We start from the raw sequence: 18511 nt of genomic DNA, 5'->3' as shown, positions 1-18511 counted from the left end.
CTTAACTCTGCCTGCCGCATGCGCAGGAAGCGCCGGGCCGTGTTAAGATGGCTGCAGCACGCGGCAGGCGCTCCCCGAAGCGGAAAAGGCCTGCGCTACAATAAGGAGAGAAATTCATGAACCCTACCACCATTTTGATCGTGGACGACGAGAAAGCGATCGTGCAGATGATCGAGATCGTGCTGCGCAAAGAAGGCTTCGAACGTATCCATACGGCGGGTACGGCCGCGGAAGGGCTGGCGCTGCTGCGCGAACACGGCGCGGACGTCATCCTGCTCGACGTCATGCTGCCCGATCGCAGCGGCTTCGAACTCGGCCCGCAGATCCGCGAGCTGTCGGACGCGCACCTGATCTATTTGACCGCGCGGACGACCGATCTCGACCGGCTGACCGGCTTTGCCGTAGGCGGCGACGATTACGTCACCAAGCCGTTCAATCCGCTGGAGATCGCCGCGAGAATCCGCGCGCGCCTGCGCCGCGGTCCGGTCGAGACGCAGCCTGCCCCGGCGGCGATTGCCGATACGCGCCGGCGGTACGACTTCGGCGATTTCGTGCTCGACGAACGCGCCGGCGAGCTGACGGTCGGCGGCCGGCCGGTCGCCTGTCCCGCGCAGGCGTACCAACTGCTGCTGTTTCTGTGCCGCAATCCCGATATCGTCTTCTCCAAAGCGCAGCTGTACGAATCGGTCTGGGGCTTCGACGGTCTGAGCGACGACAATACGGTCATGGTCCATATCCGCAAGATCCGCGAGCGGATCGAAGCCGATCCCGGTTCGCCCCGCCTTCTGCTGACCGTTCGCGGACTCGGCTACAAGCTTGTGCGGGGACGCTTCGCATGAACAAGCCGCCCCGCGTCCGCACCGGCCGCCTCGCGAGACGTCTCGGTCTGCATTTCACGGCGCAGTTCTTCATGATCTGGCTGTCGGTGCTGACGACGATCTTCGTCGCCCTCTTCGTTCTCATGTACTACTTAAGCAGCGACCAGCTTCAGACCGGTACCCCGGAAGCGATCCTGGACTCGCTGTCGGTCGAGACGATCGTCGAAAGCGGCAGCGTCGAACTGCCCGAAGCCTGGCCGCGGCAGCTGCAAAAAAGAGGGTATTGGCTGCAAATCGTCGACGCCCGCGGCGAAATCGCCTATGCGGCCAATGTCCCAAAAGACGTGCCGGATCGGTATTCCGCGGCCCGGCTGCTTCGTATCGCCGATACGCACCGGCTCGGCTCTTACCGGATGACGACGATGTACGAAGACTTTTACGGCCAGCGCAGCTTGTACATGCTCGGACAGCTCGACCTCAATGAAAGCAAGCTGCAGGACTGGTTCACGCGGTATTCGGAGTCCGGTCGCCTCCGCTCTTCGGCCGAAGCCGAAATCGGCGGCGAAGTGCAGCGGCTCGGCGCTTCGCTGCGCGTGCTGGACGAGAACGGACGAACCGTGCAAAAATACGGCGCGGAGGCGAAGCAGAACTTCGAAGGCGAAGAAGCGCTTGAGCTCGTCCGTATCCGTTCGGCGCCCGGCACGGCGGATACCGGGCTGTCTTACCATTACGATACGGAATCCGGCTACACATGGCTGCTGGAATCGCCGCGGGCGGAAGCGGAATCGCCCCGGCAGCCGATGCTGCGCTTGATCCTGACCGTGTCGGGCATCGTGGGCGGCGCGATCCTGCTGCTGACGCTCGCCCTCGCGGCCTGGCACGGATACCGCTACGGCGGCCCGCTGCTGCTGTTCATGCGCGGCTTCGAACGGATGGGCCGGGGCGAATACGAGCATGTGTTTACGGACAAAGAACGCCGCAAGATTTTCCGCAAAAACGGACGCTTCCGCGCCCGCTACAAACTGTACGGCGAAGTGATCGCGGGATTTTCGGACATGGCCGGCAAACTGGCGGGTTCGCGCGACGAACGGCGGCGCCTGGAAAAATCCCGCGAAGAATGGATGGCCGGCATCTCGCACGACCTGCGCACGCCGCTCACTTCGGTGCAGGGCTACGGGCATCTGCTCGAAAGCGGGCAGTTCAGCTGGAGCGAACAGGAACTGCGCGACATGGGCGGCACGATCCGGGAGAAAAGCGCCTACATGCTGGAGCTGCTGCAGGACTTCTCGCTGACGTTCGAACTCAAAAACCATACGCCGGGCGAACGGCTCGAACCGCTCGAACTGAACGAATTTGTACGCCGGGCGGTTCTGCGTTATGTCAACGACGCGACGCTGCCGGGTACGTCGTTCGGCTTCGAGGAGAGCGGCGGGCCGGTTACGATTCTCGCGAACGCCAAATGGTTTCAACGGCTGCTCGACAATCTGATCTCGAACGCCGTCAAGCATAACGAACCCGGCACGCCGATCACGCTGTCGCTGCGGCAGGCCGGAAACGACGCCGTCATCGACGTGCGCGACGAAGGGTCCGGCATGGACGAACAGACGCAGGCCCGACTGTTCGACCGTTACTACCGGGGCACGAACACCGACGAAGGCGTCGACGGCGCGGGGCTCGGCATGAGTATTGCGCATGCGGTCGTCACGGCGCACAAAGGTACGATTTCCGTCGATTCCAAGCCCGGCCGGGGCACCCGGATCACGCTCGTTTTTCCGGCTGCGCCCGATATTTGACACCGCTTTCCGAACTTCGTATACTTGCGTGAGCAAGCAGCAAAACCAGAATGAGCAGACCGGTCCGCGGGGACGGAATCCGGTCGAGTAAGAGGGGGACTATCGTTGTATCAGCCGCAAGATTCTATCGGTTTTCAACTGGGCGTCATCTACCGCAAAGTCAGCAACCGTCTCGCCGCCAAGCTCAAAGACTACGATTTGACGCCCGAGCAGTGGTCCGTGATGTGCTGCATCTGTTTCAAGGAAGGCATGAATCAAAAAGAAATCGCCGAACGCACCTCCAAAGACCAGCCGACCGTCACCCGCATCCTCAACGTCCTGCACCGCAAAGGACTGATCATGCGCAGCAGCGACCGGGCGGACCGGCGCGCCTACCTTATCTATCCGACGGACAAAGGCCGCCAGGTCACGGAAGAGACGTCGGTGATCGAACGGCATCATAACGCCGCCATGATCGAAGACTTCACGCCCGAGCAGTTGGACGTGCTGGCCGAAGCGTTCCGCAGAATCGAACGCAACGCGGAACGTTACGACGACGGCCCGGCCATCGAAGCCGGCGGCGAGGAAGAGTCCGATTTGGCCTGAATACGGTTTCGGTCCGCAGCGCGGAAGCTTCGCGTTGGAATTCGTACAAGTGCTTGTGCCGCAGCCGGCGTAAGGAGCTGCGCGTAAAAAGCCGGCGCCGGCTTAACATGTTAAACAGCCCGATTCTCCAACCGGAGAATCGGGCTGTTTGCGTAGGATTGGGTTCCGGGGCGGCGCGCGGGCCGGGCAGGAGCGGGGCGGGAGCCGGGCAGGAGCGGGGTAATAGCGGAGCAAGAACGCGATATTAGCATTCGTTAACGCAGTCCAACACGGCTGCTGCACGGCGAAGCGATACCGGCTGTCATGCACATTTTCCTCGCTGGCTCTCCGGTGCGTTTTCCTCGCTGGCTCTCCTGTACGTTTTCCGCGCTGGCTTTCCTGTGCGTTTTCCGAGTCCGCTGCTGCTTTTGCGTGTGCTACTTCTGCCTCTTTCGCCTTTTTCGCTTCTGTTGCGTTTTTTGCGTTTGCTGCTTCTGTTGCCTCTTTTACTTGTTTTGCTTGTGTTGCGCTTTTTTGCTTATGTTCCCTTTATTGCTGACTTTACCTCTTTTGCTTGTTTTGCTTCTTTTCTTGTTTTGCTTCTTTGCTTGTTTTGCTTCTGTTGCATTTTTTGCGTTTGCTGAGTATTTTGCACCTGCTGCGTGTTTTTGCCTGCCTTCGTCCGTGATTCCCGCGTCGATGGAGAACGCAGCGAATCCTCATATCGCAATTCGCCGACTTTTCGCTTTATGCGCAAACTAACGAATCGTCAAACCCTTATGGAGCGTCCGGAGGCCGTTTACGGACGATTCGCAGTTTATAGCGTGATCACGATTCGTTAGCGTCGATAAAAACGCATATACGGGCAAATAGCGTGATCAGCATTCGTTAACGGAGTCCAAAGATGCCGCCCGGCGAACGAGTACCGGCTGCCCGAGAAAATCGGGTAAGTCGGGTAAGGAAACGAGGCAGGTTAGGCAAAAAAACGAAGCAAGCTGGCCGAGAAAAAAAGCCGGTGCTCAGCGCCGGCTTTTCTTGCTGTTTCGTTTGTCCCGCATCTCCTGCAGCCGGGCTTGAGCCCGCTTGGACGCTTCGGCTTCGCGCTCCAGATCGTCCAGTTGGCCCGCCGGACGATAGACCGTCCCGCCGTGGCACACTTGCATGCGTTCGGGATCGAAATCTCGGAGCACGCCTGCGCTTTGCAGCGCAAGTTCGGGATCGGGCGTGAATCGGGGCGGGATCAACCGGCCCCGCTTGGCGTTGAACAGGTCGCCGGCCAGCAGCACCTTGTCCGCGCCGTGCCCATATACGACATGTCCCGGCGAATGGCCGGGCGTGAAGTACACGTCCAGTTCGCCGATTCGCGCCGGTCCGTGCTTCGGCGCGGCGGGCAGCGGCTGCAGGATGCCTTTTTCCACATGGGCTCTGGCCTGGCTTTTCCCCGGATAAGCCAAGTCCCCTTCCGCGTACGGAATCTCGCGCTCGTGCATGTACACCGGGACGGGACGCTGCGCCAGGATGCGCTTGAGCCCGCCCACATGGTCGGCATGGCCGTGCGTCAGCACGATCCGCTTCAGCGGACCGGCATTCATCCGGTCGATTTCTTGCAGAATGGCTCCCGCCATCATCGACAGGCCGGTATCGACGAGCGTTACGCCGTCCGGCTCCGCCACGATCCAGACTTCGATCGGCAGGCCGACCCAGATGCCCACGCTGCGGATGCGTTCCGAAATCACTTTGACTCCCATGCGGGATATTCCTCCTCGTCGCCGATCCAATTCGGCCTGATACGACACCAAAAGCCGCCTCTTGACCATAAGAGGCGGCCTGCGGGCTGTCAAGCGATTTCGGGCTTCGGGATCATTCGGCTGCCGGAAGCAGCGTCAGCTCGCCCAAGCGGATCGAACCGTGCAGCCGGACATGCAGATCGACCGGGCGATCGACAGTCAAGCCGGCCGCCGGATCATCCGACGTCTTCGCGTCACGTCCGCCCGGCTCTTTTTGACCGGCCAGAGTACTCCATTCCCCTTCCCGTGCGCCCGCGATATCTTCCACGCCGAGCAGCTTGCCGTCCGCGTCTCCGAGACGAAGCTCGACGCGCCCGGCCGTTCCGCCGTTGCGCACGCGCAGCGTCCAGCCGGCCAGTCCACGGGTCAGATCGACCTCGCGGAACCACAGTTCGCCCGGCGAAGTCGGATCGGCCGTACGGACAGCCGTCTCGCCGTGCTCGCCTTCGTCCAGCAGCACGTTATCGGACTCGTCGAAGTTCTCCGCGCGGACCGGGACGTACAGATTGCGCGGCGGCACCGTCTCGCCTTCTACCGCAAAGTCGGCCTGCGCCCGGATATCCGCGGAAGAAGCGCCGATCATCAGCGTGTACGTACCGGATTCCACGCAAAACTTGTCGCGCGTGACGTCCCAGAACGCAAGCTCGCGGACCGGAAGCTCGAAGTTCACTGTTGCCGTGTGTCCCGCCGCGATGTGCACGCGTTCGAAGCCTTTGAGCTGCTTGAGCGGACGTTTGACTCTCGATTGCGCGGCGTGTACGTACAGCTGCGGCACTTCTTCGCTGTCCGCCGTGCCCGCGTTCGTCAGCTCGATCTCCACCGTAACGACGTCGCCTTCACCGAACGTGTTTCCGTTCAGCTTGGGCGTTCCGTAGCGGAACGGCGTATACGTCAGACCGTGGCCGAACGGGTACAGTACGTCGCCGGCAAAATATTGGTACGTCTGTCCGCTGCCGATAATGTCGTAATCCGTCATCGGCGCAAGGTCCGCTTCCGAACGGTACCACGTCATGCTGAGCCGTCCCGCCGGAGCGGCGTCGCCGAACAGGACGTCGGCGATTGCCGTGCCCATCTCCTGCCCGCCGTGCGCCGTGTACACAATCGCCGGCACCAGCTCGGCCAGATCTCCCAGAGCGAACGGATAGCTGCCGACGATCACGACGACCGTGCGCGGATTGGCCGCGTGCACGGCGCGGATCAGCTCTTCCTGGCTCGGCGGCAGCCGGAGCGACGGACGATCGATCTCTTCTTTGCCGTTGACGTACGGGCTGTTGCCGACGCAAACGATCGCGACGTCGCTCTGCCGCGCCGCTTCGGCCGCCTGTTCGATCCCGCTGCGCACCGTCTCCAGGTGCAGCTTGGCGGCCGCGTCTTCGCTGTCCGGCTCAGCGGCGCGCAGCGTAGGCGCGGGCCGAGTGGTCGGAGACGCAGAAGGATTGGGAGACGGAGAAGCGGGTCCGGCGGCAGGAAAAGGCGGCTCAGCGGCAGGAGAAGCGGGCTCGGCGGTAAGAGACGTGGGCGGATCGGGAGCCTCCAAAGCAGGCGGATCGGGAGACGGAGAAGCGGGCGGATTGTCAGCCGCCGAAAGCGAATCCGCCGAATCCTGCGGCGTCAAGCCTGCGCTGCCCGCCCCGGCGGATTGCGCCGATTCGCCGGCGAACCGGCCGATCGGCAGGCCGTTCCACTGCCGCAGCGTCAGCTCTCCGCCGCTGCCTTCGTGCAGGTCGAACAGTTCCTTGACGAACCAGCCGCCGATCTTGTCGGCCGAAGCCGACAGCGGCTTGTCGTCCTGCGCGCTGACGAAGCGGCCGTTGGCATGCGCCTGAAGCGTATGCTGTCCCCAGCCCCAGCGGGTCAGCTCGAACAGCGAAGCGTCGCTTCGGCCTTCCGCGTCAGCGCGCGGAGCTGCCGCCGGGTCGCCCTGACGCTCCTGCGCGGAGCCGGACCGCGTATCCGCCGCGCCGTCCGGCTGCGCATATGCCGCGCCGCGCAGCGCCAGCACGCCGTCTGTGCCCGGCTGCACGGCCCATACGCCGCCGTCCGCGGCATCTCTCAGCCGCACCGTGTCGCTGCCTTCGACGTAGCGTACGGCGCTTGCCGCGGATGCCGCATTAACTGTGCTTGCGGCGTGCAAGGCGCTTGCGGCATCCGCCGCCGCTGCGCCGCTGCCGCCCGGCTGTGTGCCGCCGGGCGCTTCCGGGCCGCCGTATGCGGCCCGAACGCGCAGCCAGCGCTGCGCTTCATCGAAGCCGGCGACCGCTTCGTTCGCTTCGCGCACCGTTCCGGCCGCGCCGATCCGCCGCGAACGCTCGCCGGCGGCACCTCCGGCCGCGAAGCCGTCCGCAGGCCCCTCCCCGGCCGCGGAACCTGCGGCCGGGTCGTTGACGTCCAGCTTCGCCCGGACGCCGTCCAGAATCGACACGCGGTACGGCAGCGTGCCGCTGTACCAATCCGTCCAGACCGCGTCGGCCGTCGGTCCGACGACGGCTGCGCCGGACACGTCCGCGCTTCGCAGCGGCAGAAGTCCGTCGTTCTTGAGCAGCACGACGGACTGCTCCGCCGCACGCCGCGCCAGCTCGGCGTGCTCCGGCGCGCACAGCGTCGATTCCGGGATGCGCGCATAGGGGTTCTGTTCTTCCGGGTCGAACTGACCGAGCCGGAACCGAATGCGGAAGACGTTGACGAGCGCGCGGTCGACGTCTTCTTCGCCGATCAGGCGGCGCTCCAGCGCTTCGCGCGCCGCCGAAATCACAAGCTCCGGGTCGTCGGTCAGACTGTCGACGCCGGCGAGCAGCGCGCCCGCCACGGACTCGGCGTGCGAGTCGTGATACTTGTGGAAGTTCACCGTCTGCGACAGATCGCCTCCGTCGCAGACGATGAAGCCGTCCATTTTCCACTCGTCCTTGACGAACCGCTGCACGTAAGGACTCTCGATCGCCGGCGTGCCGTTGATCGAATTGTAGGCCGTCATCATCGACAGCGCGCCGCCTTCCTCGAACGGAATACGGAACGCTTCGAGATAATACTCGCGCATATTGCGCGGCGTCACGCTGGACGATCCGTCCAGGCGGCCGACTTCGTTATTATTGGCGAAAAAGTGCTTGAGCGTCGCGACCATTTTCAGATAAAACGGATGGTCGCCCTGCATCCCGCGCGCAAGCGACGCGGCAAGCTTGCCCGTCAAATGCGGATCTTCGCCGTACGCTTCTTCCGTCCGTCCCCAAAGCGGGTTCCGCTCCATGTCGACCGTCGGCGCCCACAGCGTCAGCCCGTGCGTCTCCGGTTCGCTTCGGTGATAGCTGCGTGCTTCGTCGCCGATAACGGAACCGATCTCGCGCAGCAGCTCTTTGTTCCAGGTCGACGACAAGCCGATCGGCTGCGGGAACACCGTCGCTACGCCTTTCCAGGCGACGCCGTGCGCCGCTTCCCCGCCGACGCGGTAAGCCGGCACGCCGAGCCGCTCCACCGCCGCCTGCCGGGTCGGCAGCAGCGCGAGCTTTTCTTCAAGCGTGAACCGGGCGATCAGGTCGCGCACCCGTGTCTCCAAAGGCTGCGAGTGGTCCAAATACAACTGCGTCATTTCTTTTCCCTCCTTAATTGGGCCTGCCTGTTGAGTCTTTCCCTCGAATCGGTTCAACGTTCCCAATCAATAAAGCGCTCTCATTATTAAAAGAAATTAAACGGAAAAGAAATCAAACGAGCATTCGGGCACGACCGCGGTGAATTTTCCGGTATGCGCTGCGCCCGCTCGTTCGTTCATTCGTTCTGTCTTTCTGTCTTTCTGTCTTTCCGTCGTTCGCGTACCTTATAAAATTAGCGAAAACCAGACTAGCCGCGCGGACGAATGATGACTTTTGGTCAACATTTGTCCCCTGTGCCGATAGAGTTTCATGCAAATGTGGATTAAAAATCAACATTTTCAATGCAAAAGAGCCGATTGCGGCTAAAACCGCGGCAAATGCGCACATTTAATCAACATTTGCGACTTTATGTGCGAGTCTCGCTTGAAATGTTGACGCCTAATCAACATTTGCGACTTTATCTGCGAGTCCCGCTTGAAATGTTGACGCCTAATCAACATTTGCGACTTTATCTGCGAGTCTCGCTTGAAATGCTGACGCCTAATCAACATTTGCGACTTTACCTGCGAGTCTCGCTTGAAATGTTGACGCCTAATCAACATTTGCGACTTTATGTGCGAGTCTCGCTTGAAATGTTGACGCCTAGTCAACATTCCCCGTCTTACTCGCGGGTTCCGCCCAAACCGCCGCCCTCCACCTCGCCCACGTAGACGACTCCGCCCTTCCCTTGGCGCTTTCTCTCCCTTTTTTTCCTACGCAAATGGGGCAAAGCCGCGCTCCTTCCGGAAAACGCGTCCTTACCCCTTGCCCCGTTATTTTTACAGGTTAACCGTCACGCTGCCGCCGGCAGGCGTCAGCAGCAGGCCTTGTTCGCCGGCTTCATGCGAAGCGCCGTCCACGCCGGATACTTCGGAGATGCCGCGCAGCACGAGCTTCACGTTCTGTCCGCCCGATACGCTGATCTTGATCTCGCTGCCGCTGCGTACGGCCGAAGCTTCGACGACCGTCTTCGCGTCGAGGCCGATGATGTTCGCGGAAGCGGTCTTGCCGTCTTCCAGACCGAACAGGTGCAGCGTCACGCCGTCGGCGTAGTCGTAATCCGGCTTGCTGTCCTGGCTGCCGACAGCCAGCAGCGTGCCTTCTCTGACGAAGACCGGCAGGCTCATGAAGTCGTAGTTTTCGCTGTACCAGCGTCCGCCCTGCTTCGTCTGGCCGTCCAGCAGACCTGTCCACGTGCCCGCAGGCAGGTAGTAGGTCACATCGCCCTGCTCGTTGAAGATCGGAGCCACGAGAATCGAATCGCCGAACATGTACTGGAGGTCCAGCGGTCCGCAGGTCGGATCTTCCGGGAACTCCAGGAACATCGGACGCATCATCGGAATGCCGCGTTCCGCCGATTCCGCCGCCTGGTTGAACAGGTACGGCATGAGCGAGTTTTTGAGCTTCGTGAACTTGCGCAGCACGTCGACCGCTTCGTCGTCGAACAGCCAAGGCACGCGGTACGAGTCGCTGCCGTGCAGGCGGCTGTGCGAAGACAGCAGGCCGAACTGTACCCAGCGTTTGTAGACGTCGGCCGGAGCCGTCTGCTCGAAGCCGGAGATGTCGTGTGACCAGAAGCTGAAGCCGGATACGCCGAGCGACAGGCCGCCGCGCAGACTTTCCGCCATCGACTCGTACGTCGACGAGCAGTCGCCGCCCCAGTGAACCGGGAACTGCTGGCCGCCGACCGTAGCCGAACGGGCGAACAGTGCCGCTTCGTTTTTGCCGAGTTTGTTCTCCAGCACTTCGAAGACCGCTTTATTGTATTGGAACGTGTAGTAGTTGTGCATTTTGACCGGATCGGAACCGTCGAAGTAGACGACGTCTTCCACCGGGATTCTCTCGCCGAAGTCGGTCTTGAAGCAGTCTACGCCTTGATCGACCAGTTCTTCGAGCTTGCCCTGATACCATTTCACCGCGGCCGGGTTCGTGAAGTCCACGATGCCCATGCCTGCCTGCCACATGTCCCACTGCCACACGCTGCCGTCTTTGCGCTTGAGCAGGTAGCCGTTCTCCATGCCTTCTTCGAACAGGATCGATTTTTCTGCGATGTAAGGGTTGATCCAGACGCAGATTTTCAGTCCTTTGTCCTTGAGACGCTTGAGCAGGCCCGCCGGGTCCGGGAACACGTCTTTGTCCCATTCGAAGTCGGTCCACTGGTATTCTTTCATCCAGAAGCAGTCGAAGTGGAATACGGACAGCGGCAGGTCGCGTTCGCTCATGCCGTCGACGAAATGGTTGACCGTTTCTTCGTCGTAGTTCGTCGTGAACGAAGTCGTCAGCCACAGCCCGAACGTCCAGGCCGGCGGAAGCGCCGGTTTGCCGGTCAGCTTCGTGAAGTTGTCGAGCACGTCTTTCGGATTTTCGCCGCCGATGATGAAGTATTCCAGCGTTTCGCCTTCCACGCTGAACTGCACTTTGGACACGTTCTCCGAAGCTACTTCGAACGATACTTTTTCCGGATGGTTCACGAACACGCCGTACCCTTTGTTGGACAGGTAGAACGGGATGTTTTTGTACGACTGCTCGCTGCTTGTGCCGCCGTCTTCGTTCCAGATATCGACCGTTTGGCCGTTTTTCACGAACGGGGTAAAGCGCTCGCCCAGACCGTACACGTATTCGCCCATGCCCAGATCGAGCTGTTCGCGGAAGTACGTCTTGCCGGCCGCTTTGTGCTCGATATGCGCCGCGCGGCGGAACGCGCTGCCGGTCAGGCGGCGGCTGCCGTAATGGAATTCGCTGGCGAAGCCGGTGTTACGGTTGATGCTGACTTTGAGCTCGCCGCTTTGCAGCGCCAGCAGCTCGTCGTTATTTGTAATCTGTACGTTCGTCTCCGAGCCGTACAGTTCGAATTCGGGTGTCTGTTTCACGCCGCCGGCGTGGCGGTTCAAGCGGACGCGGATCACGTTCGGCATCGGCGAGCTGTACGTCGCTTTGAGCAGCGTGGCGTTCAGCGTGTCGCCGCGTTTTTCCACTTTTTTCGTAGCGGCGTATACGGTGAAGGAATCGTCCTTCTGTACCACGTCGCGGATGTCGACCGGATTTTGCAGATTGTATCCGTCGCGGACCATCCAATATCCATCAGTAAATTTCATGCGTAAAATCCCCCTTGGCAGTGTCGAATGTCCTCGGCGCCGTTGTACGATCGCCGTGACTACAGTTATAATGATATTGATCTTTATATGAATTTTCTTCCGTTATTTTGATCTAAAGTATCGTTATTTTGATCTTTTCGCGTCTCAACTCTTTTATAATCCCCACATTTTGGAAACGATTTCATATTTGGCGGCATGCCGCCCGGCGAAGGAGGCGAAGCCGATGGACCGCGCTTTGCTCAAAGAAGAACGCATACACGGCAATCCGATGTATCCGGTGAGTGTCTACGTCATGGAAGATCTGGATTATACGACGATCATGGATTCCCATTGGCACGAAGAAATGGAGTTCACGATCGTGACGCGCGGCACGATCCGGTTCCAGATCGGCACGGAGTATTACGAAGTGTCGCAGGGCGAAGCGATGTTCGTCCACGGCGGCGAGCTGCATGCGGGCCACCGGGTCGGCGACGAACCGTGCGCGTTCGCGGCGGTCGTGTTCAACGGGGATTTTCTGTCCAGCCGGGGCTACGACGCGCTTCAGGAACGGTTTATCGAACCTCTGCTGCAAAAAAAATCGCTCCCGCCTTCGCATCTGACCGGACGCGAAGACTGGGAGCGCGACATTCTGGGATTGATTGCGGCCATCATCTCGGACAACGAACGTTCCGTGCCCGCTTACCAGCTGATGACCAAAGCCCGGCTGTACCAGATTTTCGCGCTGCTGCAGCAGCATATGCGCGAAAACGTCCCGGCGGCGGCCGGGGGCGACGTCGAGAAGATCGAACGGCTCAAAAAGGTACTCGGCCATATGCACCACCATTACCCGTCCCCGATCAAGCTCGGCGACCTGGCGGGCCTGCTCAATATGAGCGAAGGGCACTTCTGCCGTTTTTTCAAAAGCATGGTGCATAAAAGTCCCGTCGATTACCTCAACCGCTACCGGACCCAGCAGGCGTGCCGACTGCTTGAGAACAGCGGCCACAAAATCGTGGAGATCGCGATGGAAGTCGGATTCGACAGCCTGAGCTATTTTATCTCCGTGTTCAAGCAGCATCAGGGCTGCACGCCGTCGCAGTACCGCAAGCGCCTCAAAGCGGCCGCGGAAGCTTCCCGTTCGCCGACGTTTGCCCGGATCGAACCGGCGGCCGGCGGCCGCGCAGCGCAATCGCCCGGTGCAAAAAGTCGCGGAAGCGGCCCGCTTGCCCCGCCGTCAGCCTGACGGGCGGGGCGGCTGTTGCCGCGCGCCTGAATCCGCTTCTGAACCGAGGCACGGGTTCACGCTTGAATCCATGCAGGGGCGAGAGCCGGAGCAGCCCGGCTTACGAATCGCGCCGGTTCAGGCCGGCTTCCGCCTGCTCGCCGCGCACGTCGTACAGGGCGGGGTCCACGCCGCCGACGAACGGGCTCGGTTCGCCTTCCGCGTACAGATGCAGCACGTGCATCGCCCGCGTGCAGGCGGTGTAGAACAGCTTGCGTTCGGATTCGCGCGCGTAGCGGTCGGCCGACGCGTTGTACAGCAGCGCCGCGTCGAACTCGACGCCTTTGGCGAGGTAGGCCGGCACGATGACCGTGCCTTTCTCGAACGCCGGCGTGTTCTTCGTAATGAGCCGCGTGTCCAGCCGGCCCTGCAGCCGCTTGTGCAGCTCGACGCACTCGCTCTGCGTTTTGCAGATGATGGCGATATAGTCGAGCCCGCGTTCGCGCAGCTCCCCGATATCGTCGATCAGCGCCGCTTCCATCGCTTCGACCGAGCCGGCTTCGAACCGGCGCAGCACCGGCTTGTCGCCGCTGCGGGTGAACGGCAGGATGTCTTCGCCTTCCGGCAGCATCGCTTTGGTGAATTCGGTAATCTCGCGCGTCGAACGGTAGCTGCGGGTCAGGCGCAGCACCATGCTTTCGTCGCGCCCGTACAGATTCAGCAGCGGATCGTAATCGTCCAGCGCCGAGTCATGGCCGTAGATCGCCTGATTGAGGTCGCCGAGCGCCGTCATGCGGGCGCGCGGGAACAACCGCTTGAGAAATTCGAGCTGGAACGGCGTGTAATCCTGCACTTCGTCGACGATGACGTGGCGGATCGCCGTGTTCGTAATAAAGCCCTGCAGCAGCTCGCGCAGCAGCAGCAGCGGAGTCGCGTCTTCGAACATCAGCTCCGACTTGGCGAGGCGGTCGAGCGTCTGGCGCGAGAACTCGTGCCAGAGCGCCGGCAGCGGACGTCCGCCGGACAGGCTCGTGAACAGGACTTCGTCTTTGTACAGCTTGCGGTACATGCCTTTGACGTCGACGAAGCGCTGGCGCTTGATCCATTTGCGGACCGGCTTCAGCCAGTCGTTGACGATCATGCGCGCAGCCGCTTCATGCTGCTGATCGAAGTCGTCGAACGTGTCGGCGGCTCCTTTTTGCTTGCGGCGCATCAGATTGTAGGCCCGGTGCAGGGCGCTTGAATCGAGCAGTTGGATCTGTTCGTCGACCCACTCTTCTTCCCGCTGGCTTTTGCCGTATTCGCTCACCTGCTTCAGCAGCCACTTGCCCATCTGCTCGATCCGGCTCGGAATCTTGACCGTGCGATCGAAATCGTAGAACCGGCGGCGCATGTCTTCGGCCGAGACGATCTCGCGTCCCTGGAAGCGGATCGGGCGGAACATCATGCCCTGCTCCGACAAGTATTCGCGGTAGGCGCGAATCACTTCCAGATAATCCAGCGACGACTTGTAGCGGATACCGGCCAGCCTCGCTTCGTACGCCCCGTCTTCCGATACGTCGCCGCCAAGCAGGTATTCCAGTTGGTCGAACGCGTCTTCGAGCTCGAATTCGCGGCCGATCCGCCGCTCCAGATAAGACTGGAACGTCGTCTGGAGCATGTTCTCTTCGCCGAGCTCCGGCAGTACCGTCGAGACGTAGCTGTTGAACAGCGAGTTCGGCGAGAACAGCACCAGCTGGTCCGCGCTCAGCGTATCACGGTAACGGTAGAGCAAATAAGCGACCCGCTGCAGCGCGGCGGACGTCTTGCCGCTGCCCGCCGCGCCCTGCACGACCAGCAGCCGGCTCTGTTCGTTGCGGATAATCGCGTTTTGTTCCCGCTGGATCGTCGAGACGATACTTTTCATCCGGTCGTCCGCGCTCTGGCTGAGCACTTCCTGCAGCAGCTCGTCGCCGATCGTCATCCCCGTATCGAACATGACCCGGATCTTCGCGTCGCGGATCACGTATTGGCGCTTGAGCTCCATCTCGCCTTCGACGCTGCCTCCCGGCGTGCGGTAAGCGACGTCGCCCGGCGCGCCGTCATAATACAGGCTGGAGATCGGCGCGCGCCAATCGTAGATCAGGAAATCCTGCTCGTTGTCGTCCAGCAGCGAAGCGATGCCGAGATAGATCGGCTCGGACGCCGCATCGGAACTCTCGCGAAAATCGATACGGCCGAAATAAGGCGAATTTTTGAGCCGACGCAGCTTACCGAGTTGGGAATACGCGCGCTTGTGGCCGAATTCCCGCTCCGCCAGAACCTGCGACTGCTGCCGCATGCTGGTCGACGTCTCGCCGAGATCGTCCGGTTCGGCAAAGTTCATCGTGACTTCGTCCCAAAATTCTTTGCGCAGCCCGACGACGTCGACGCGCATTTCGCCCACCTGGGCTTCAAGCCCGCGTATGCGGCGAGCGATCTTGTCCGTAACGTCGTCGACGCGCGCTTGTTCCCGTTTCCATTCGTGATCCGTCGTGTCCATATGTCCATCCCCTTTTGCCTATTGGTCTTCCCCTATTTATTGTATGACCATTTTACCCGATTTTGCCGGTCGGCGTATTCCCTAAAAATCTCAAGCGACAGAAAAAGGGAAGGAGCGCCGGACATCCGGACTTCCTTCCCTGTGTAATTCGGATGAACGCAACTACTCCTATTACTATTACCCCGGGCTTTTTTCCATAAACGGATTTGAACGAAGCGAAGCCGCCGGCCGGCTCATTCAACCGCGCCAGTTTTTGGGATTCAGCCGGTGCAGCAGCGGTTTCTTCCCGCTGCGCCCGCTGTCGCCGTAATGCTCCACGAGGCGATTCAGCCGCTCCAACTGGTAGCCGTAGGCATGGATCTCCGCCGCGACGATCGTCAGGCGCAGCGTGCTGCCTTCCTGCTGCTGCAAATAGTCTTTCATCGCGGCGGCAAACTGTTCGTTCTCTTCTTCAAGGTTGAGCCACGGCTGGTCGTCCGGCTTCAGCTTGCCTTCGAATTTCAGCAGCACGTGTTCATGGTATTTGATCATCGATTCCAGCTGTTGGTCGAACAGTTGGTCGAGCCGGAACGTGCGCGCCGTCGGAAAATAGTGCTCTTCGACCGCCTGCACGACTTCGCTGCCTTTGCTCAGCGTCCGCAGCATCTGCTTGTACACGACCAGATGCCGGCTCTCGGTGTAGGACGGACGTTTGCGCTTATGCTGGTCTTCTTCGAGCAGATTATACTTTTCCGTCAGCGACTGGATCGATCCTTCGAGCGCTTTCTGTTCGTCGCGGAACACGCTCTCCTTGATCTCGTCCGATACGGCGGTGCGCATAAGCAGCGACAGCTGCGTGAACGTCGACTGGATCTGCCCGATAAACTGCTCGCGCGGTTTCGGCGGCAGAACAAGCACGTTGACGATAAACGCGGCAAAAATGCCGATGACGCTGATCAGGAACCGGTTGAGCGCAAAATCCCACTGTCCGGAAGCTTCCATCACGGCAATAACCGTCACGAGCGTCAGCCCGATCGTATCGGCGCGCTTGATTTTGAGGCAGATCATGATGACGACGATGCAGGTCAGCCCGACCGCGATCGGTTCGCTGGACAGCAGCCGACCCGCCGTAACGGCGATAGCCGCACCCAGCGTGTTGGTGAGCAGCTGATCCAGAAAATACGTCCACGATTTGTAGATCGTGGGCTGCATGGCAAAAATGGCCGCGATGGCGGCGATGACGGGCGGCGTCAGATTGAGCAGCATCGTCAGATACAGCGCCAGGGTGACCGCGATCCCCGTTTTGAGCATGCGTGCGCCGAAATTCACGCCTATTCCTCCTTTGTTCGTCCGCGTCGAACCTGCGACAGCCGAAACACCCGGCTTGTTCGTTCCGATAGGTCCGACCGCTCTTTCGTTGCGTGCATGCCCCCTATTACCCGCTTTGGGAGCAAAATGATCCATGATGGAGGGGCAAGGCCCGATTCCTTAGTATAACGCCCGGGCCCCGTTCGCGCAAAGTGCGGACGCAAAAAAAGGGACCGCCGCGCCGTGTGGCGCCTGCGGTCCAACATATATATAGCAAGGGGGGGGTTGTAGTTATAGTTTACCCAACAAAGCTTAAGACAAGCTGAAAAACAGATTTCAATTATGTTACAATGAGTTGCCATGAATAGATCAACGCACGAACGCGTGCCTGCCTCTATCATCGAACGCTTTAATGAACGACTTAACGAAGGAGAAGGATTCCGTTGAGCCAAAAAACATCCATATACGAAACGATCGAGCTGTGCCTGCTGGCCGGCAAAATCATGCTGCAAAGCGGCGCGGAGACGTACCGGGTCGAAGACACGATGGTGCGGATCGCGACCGCTTTCGGACTGACCGAAAGCCATAGCTATGTGACGCCCACCGTGCTGATCTTCTCGACCAGCGGCGAACAGCCGGCCAAGCTGATCCGGATCGAGGAACGGACGACCGATTTGCACAAAATCGCCGCAGTCAACGCCGTTTCGCGCCGGATCGCGTCGGGCGAACTTGCCGCTCCCGAAGCGAAAGCGCTGCTGCTGCAAGCGGAAGCGGCCGCCCCGAACTATACGCTGACCGTCCAGATTCTGGCCGCCGCCCTGACGAGCGGCTGCTTCCAGATCATGTTCGGCGGCAGCTGGCCGGACTTTCCGGCCGCCTTTATCGCGGGCGGCGCCGGCTTCGCCGCTTCCGTCTGGCTGCACCGCATCGTGCAGGTCAAATTTTTCGCCGAATTCTCGGCTGCGCTGCTCGTCGGCCTGCTCGCCCTGCTGTTTATCTGGGCCGGCTTCGGCCGCGAATTCGACCGGATCGCCGTCGGCTCCGTCATGCCGCTCGTACCGGGCCTGCTGATCACGAACGCGATTCGCGACCTGATGGCCGGCCATCTCGTCTCCGGCATATCCAAAGGCGCCGATGCGTGCCTGACCGCGTTCGCGATCGGGGCGGGCATCGCCGTCGCGCTTATCTTTTTCCATTAGAGTAGGAGGACAACGTTGATGTGGGCTCATTTCCTGACCAGCTTTTTCGCCGCGGCCGCGTTCGTGATCTTGTTCAACGCCCCGAAAAAATCGCTGTTTCACTGCGGCCTGGTCGGCATGCTCGGCTGGGTGCTGTACGTCTGCATCCGCGGCGAGATCGGCGAAGCGCCGGCGACGCTGGCCGCTTCGCTGCTCGTCGGCATCCTGTGCCAGCTGTTCGCCAAAATCTACCGCACGCCGGTCATCATCTTCAGCGTCGCGGGCGTCATTCCGCTCGTCCCCGGCGGCATGGCCTACAACGCCATGCGGCGCTTCGTGGAGAACCGGTACGACGAAGCGCTCCAGATCGGCGCGCAGACGCTGATGATCGCGGGCGCAATCGCGGCGGGACTCGTGCTGTCGGAAGTGTTGAACCAGATGCTGCGCCGCCGGGACGCGATCAAGTCCTGATCAAATCATAATCAAGTCAAGATCAAGTCAAGATCAAGTCAAGATCAAGTCAAGACCCAGTCAAGACCAAGCGACGCCGTTCCTGCCGATTGCGCAGGACGGCGTCGCTTTTTGTTCTCCAGTTTTTGTTCTCCGCTTTTTGCCCTCCGCTTGCCGTTCGCCACCTGCCGTTCGAC

Annotated in this window: 11 protein-coding genes; 6 read left to right on the top strand and 5 right to left on the bottom strand. The window is 60.8% G+C overall.

Features of this window, described 5'->3' with window-relative positions; translation table 11 throughout:
* The first annotated feature begins 116 nt into the window (after window positions 1-116).
* From FFV09_RS19190 to FFV09_RS19180, 3 genes are all read left to right on the top strand, one after another.
* On the top strand, window positions 117-839 hold the full coding sequence (locus FFV09_RS19190) for a response regulator transcription factor (RefSeq protein WP_141449323.1): 723 nt from the start codon (window positions 117-119) through the stop codon (window positions 837-839).
* Window positions 836-2611, top strand: coding sequence for a sensor histidine kinase (locus FFV09_RS19185; protein WP_141449322.1), 1776 nt, complete (start codon window positions 836-838; stop codon window positions 2609-2611). Before FFV09_RS19190 ends, FFV09_RS19185 begins: the two co-directional genes overlap by 4 nt.
* Before the next feature lie 105 nt (window positions 2612-2716).
* Window positions 2717-3196: a MarR family winged helix-turn-helix transcriptional regulator gene (locus FFV09_RS19180; protein WP_141449321.1), complete on the top strand. Its 480-nt coding sequence runs from the start codon at window positions 2717-2719 to the stop codon at window positions 3194-3196.
* Between the two features lie 998 nt (window positions 3197-4194).
* Here FFV09_RS19180 and FFV09_RS19175 read toward each other — a convergent pair.
* The 3 genes from FFV09_RS19175 to yicI form a co-directional block, all read right to left on the bottom strand.
* Entirely contained in the window at window positions 4195-4923 is a 729-nt protein-coding gene (locus FFV09_RS19175) for an MBL fold metallo-hydrolase (protein ID WP_141449320.1), read from the bottom strand.
* Between the two features lie 112 nt (window positions 4924-5035).
* Window positions 5036-8542: a glycoside hydrolase family 3 C-terminal domain-containing protein gene (locus FFV09_RS19170; RefSeq protein ID WP_141449319.1), complete on the bottom strand. Its 3507-nt coding sequence runs from the start codon at window positions 8540-8542 to the stop codon at window positions 5036-5038.
* A gap of 819 nt (window positions 8543-9361) precedes the next feature.
* On the bottom strand, window positions 9362-11677 hold the full coding sequence (gene yicI / locus FFV09_RS19165; RefSeq protein ID WP_141449318.1) for an alpha-xylosidase: 2316 nt from the start codon (window positions 11675-11677) through the stop codon (window positions 9362-9364).
* 223 nt (window positions 11678-11900) lie between these two features.
* On the opposite strand from yicI, the gene FFV09_RS19160 reads away from it, so the two are divergent.
* A complete protein-coding gene (locus FFV09_RS19160) occupies window positions 11901-12899 on the top strand; it encodes an AraC family transcriptional regulator (RefSeq protein WP_141449317.1) in 999 nt (332 codons plus the stop codon).
* 100 nt (window positions 12900-12999) lie between these two features.
* Here the strand turns inward: FFV09_RS19160 and helD are convergent, their stop codons facing one another.
* Together helD and FFV09_RS19150 are read right to left on the bottom strand one after the other, a co-directional pair.
* A complete protein-coding gene (gene helD, locus FFV09_RS19155; protein ID WP_141449316.1) occupies window positions 13000-15399 on the bottom strand; it encodes an RNA polymerase recycling motor HelD in 2400 nt (799 codons plus the stop codon).
* Window positions 15400-15636: 237 nt separating this feature from the next.
* A complete protein-coding gene (locus FFV09_RS19150) occupies window positions 15637-16707 on the bottom strand; it encodes an FUSC family protein (protein WP_141449315.1) in 1071 nt (356 codons plus the stop codon).
* A 422-nt stretch (window positions 16708-17129) separates the two neighbouring features.
* On the opposite strand from FFV09_RS19150, the gene FFV09_RS19145 reads away from it, so the two are divergent.
* Both FFV09_RS19145 and FFV09_RS19140 read left to right on the top strand, forming a co-directional pair.
* On the top strand, window positions 17130-17885 hold the full coding sequence (locus FFV09_RS19145) for a threonine/serine exporter family protein (RefSeq protein WP_141449314.1): 756 nt from the start codon (window positions 17130-17132) through the stop codon (window positions 17883-17885).
* An 18-nt stretch (window positions 17886-17903) separates the two neighbouring features.
* A complete protein-coding gene (locus FFV09_RS19140; protein ID WP_141449313.1) occupies window positions 17904-18335 on the top strand; it encodes a threonine/serine exporter family protein in 432 nt (143 codons plus the stop codon).
* Window positions 18336-18511 lie beyond the last annotated feature (176 nt).

The organism is Saccharibacillus brassicae (assembly GCF_006542275.1).
Taxonomy (GTDB): domain Bacteria; phylum Bacillota; class Bacilli; order Paenibacillales; family Paenibacillaceae; genus Saccharibacillus; species Saccharibacillus brassicae.
This window is presented reverse-complemented; position numbering and strand designations above follow the sequence as displayed.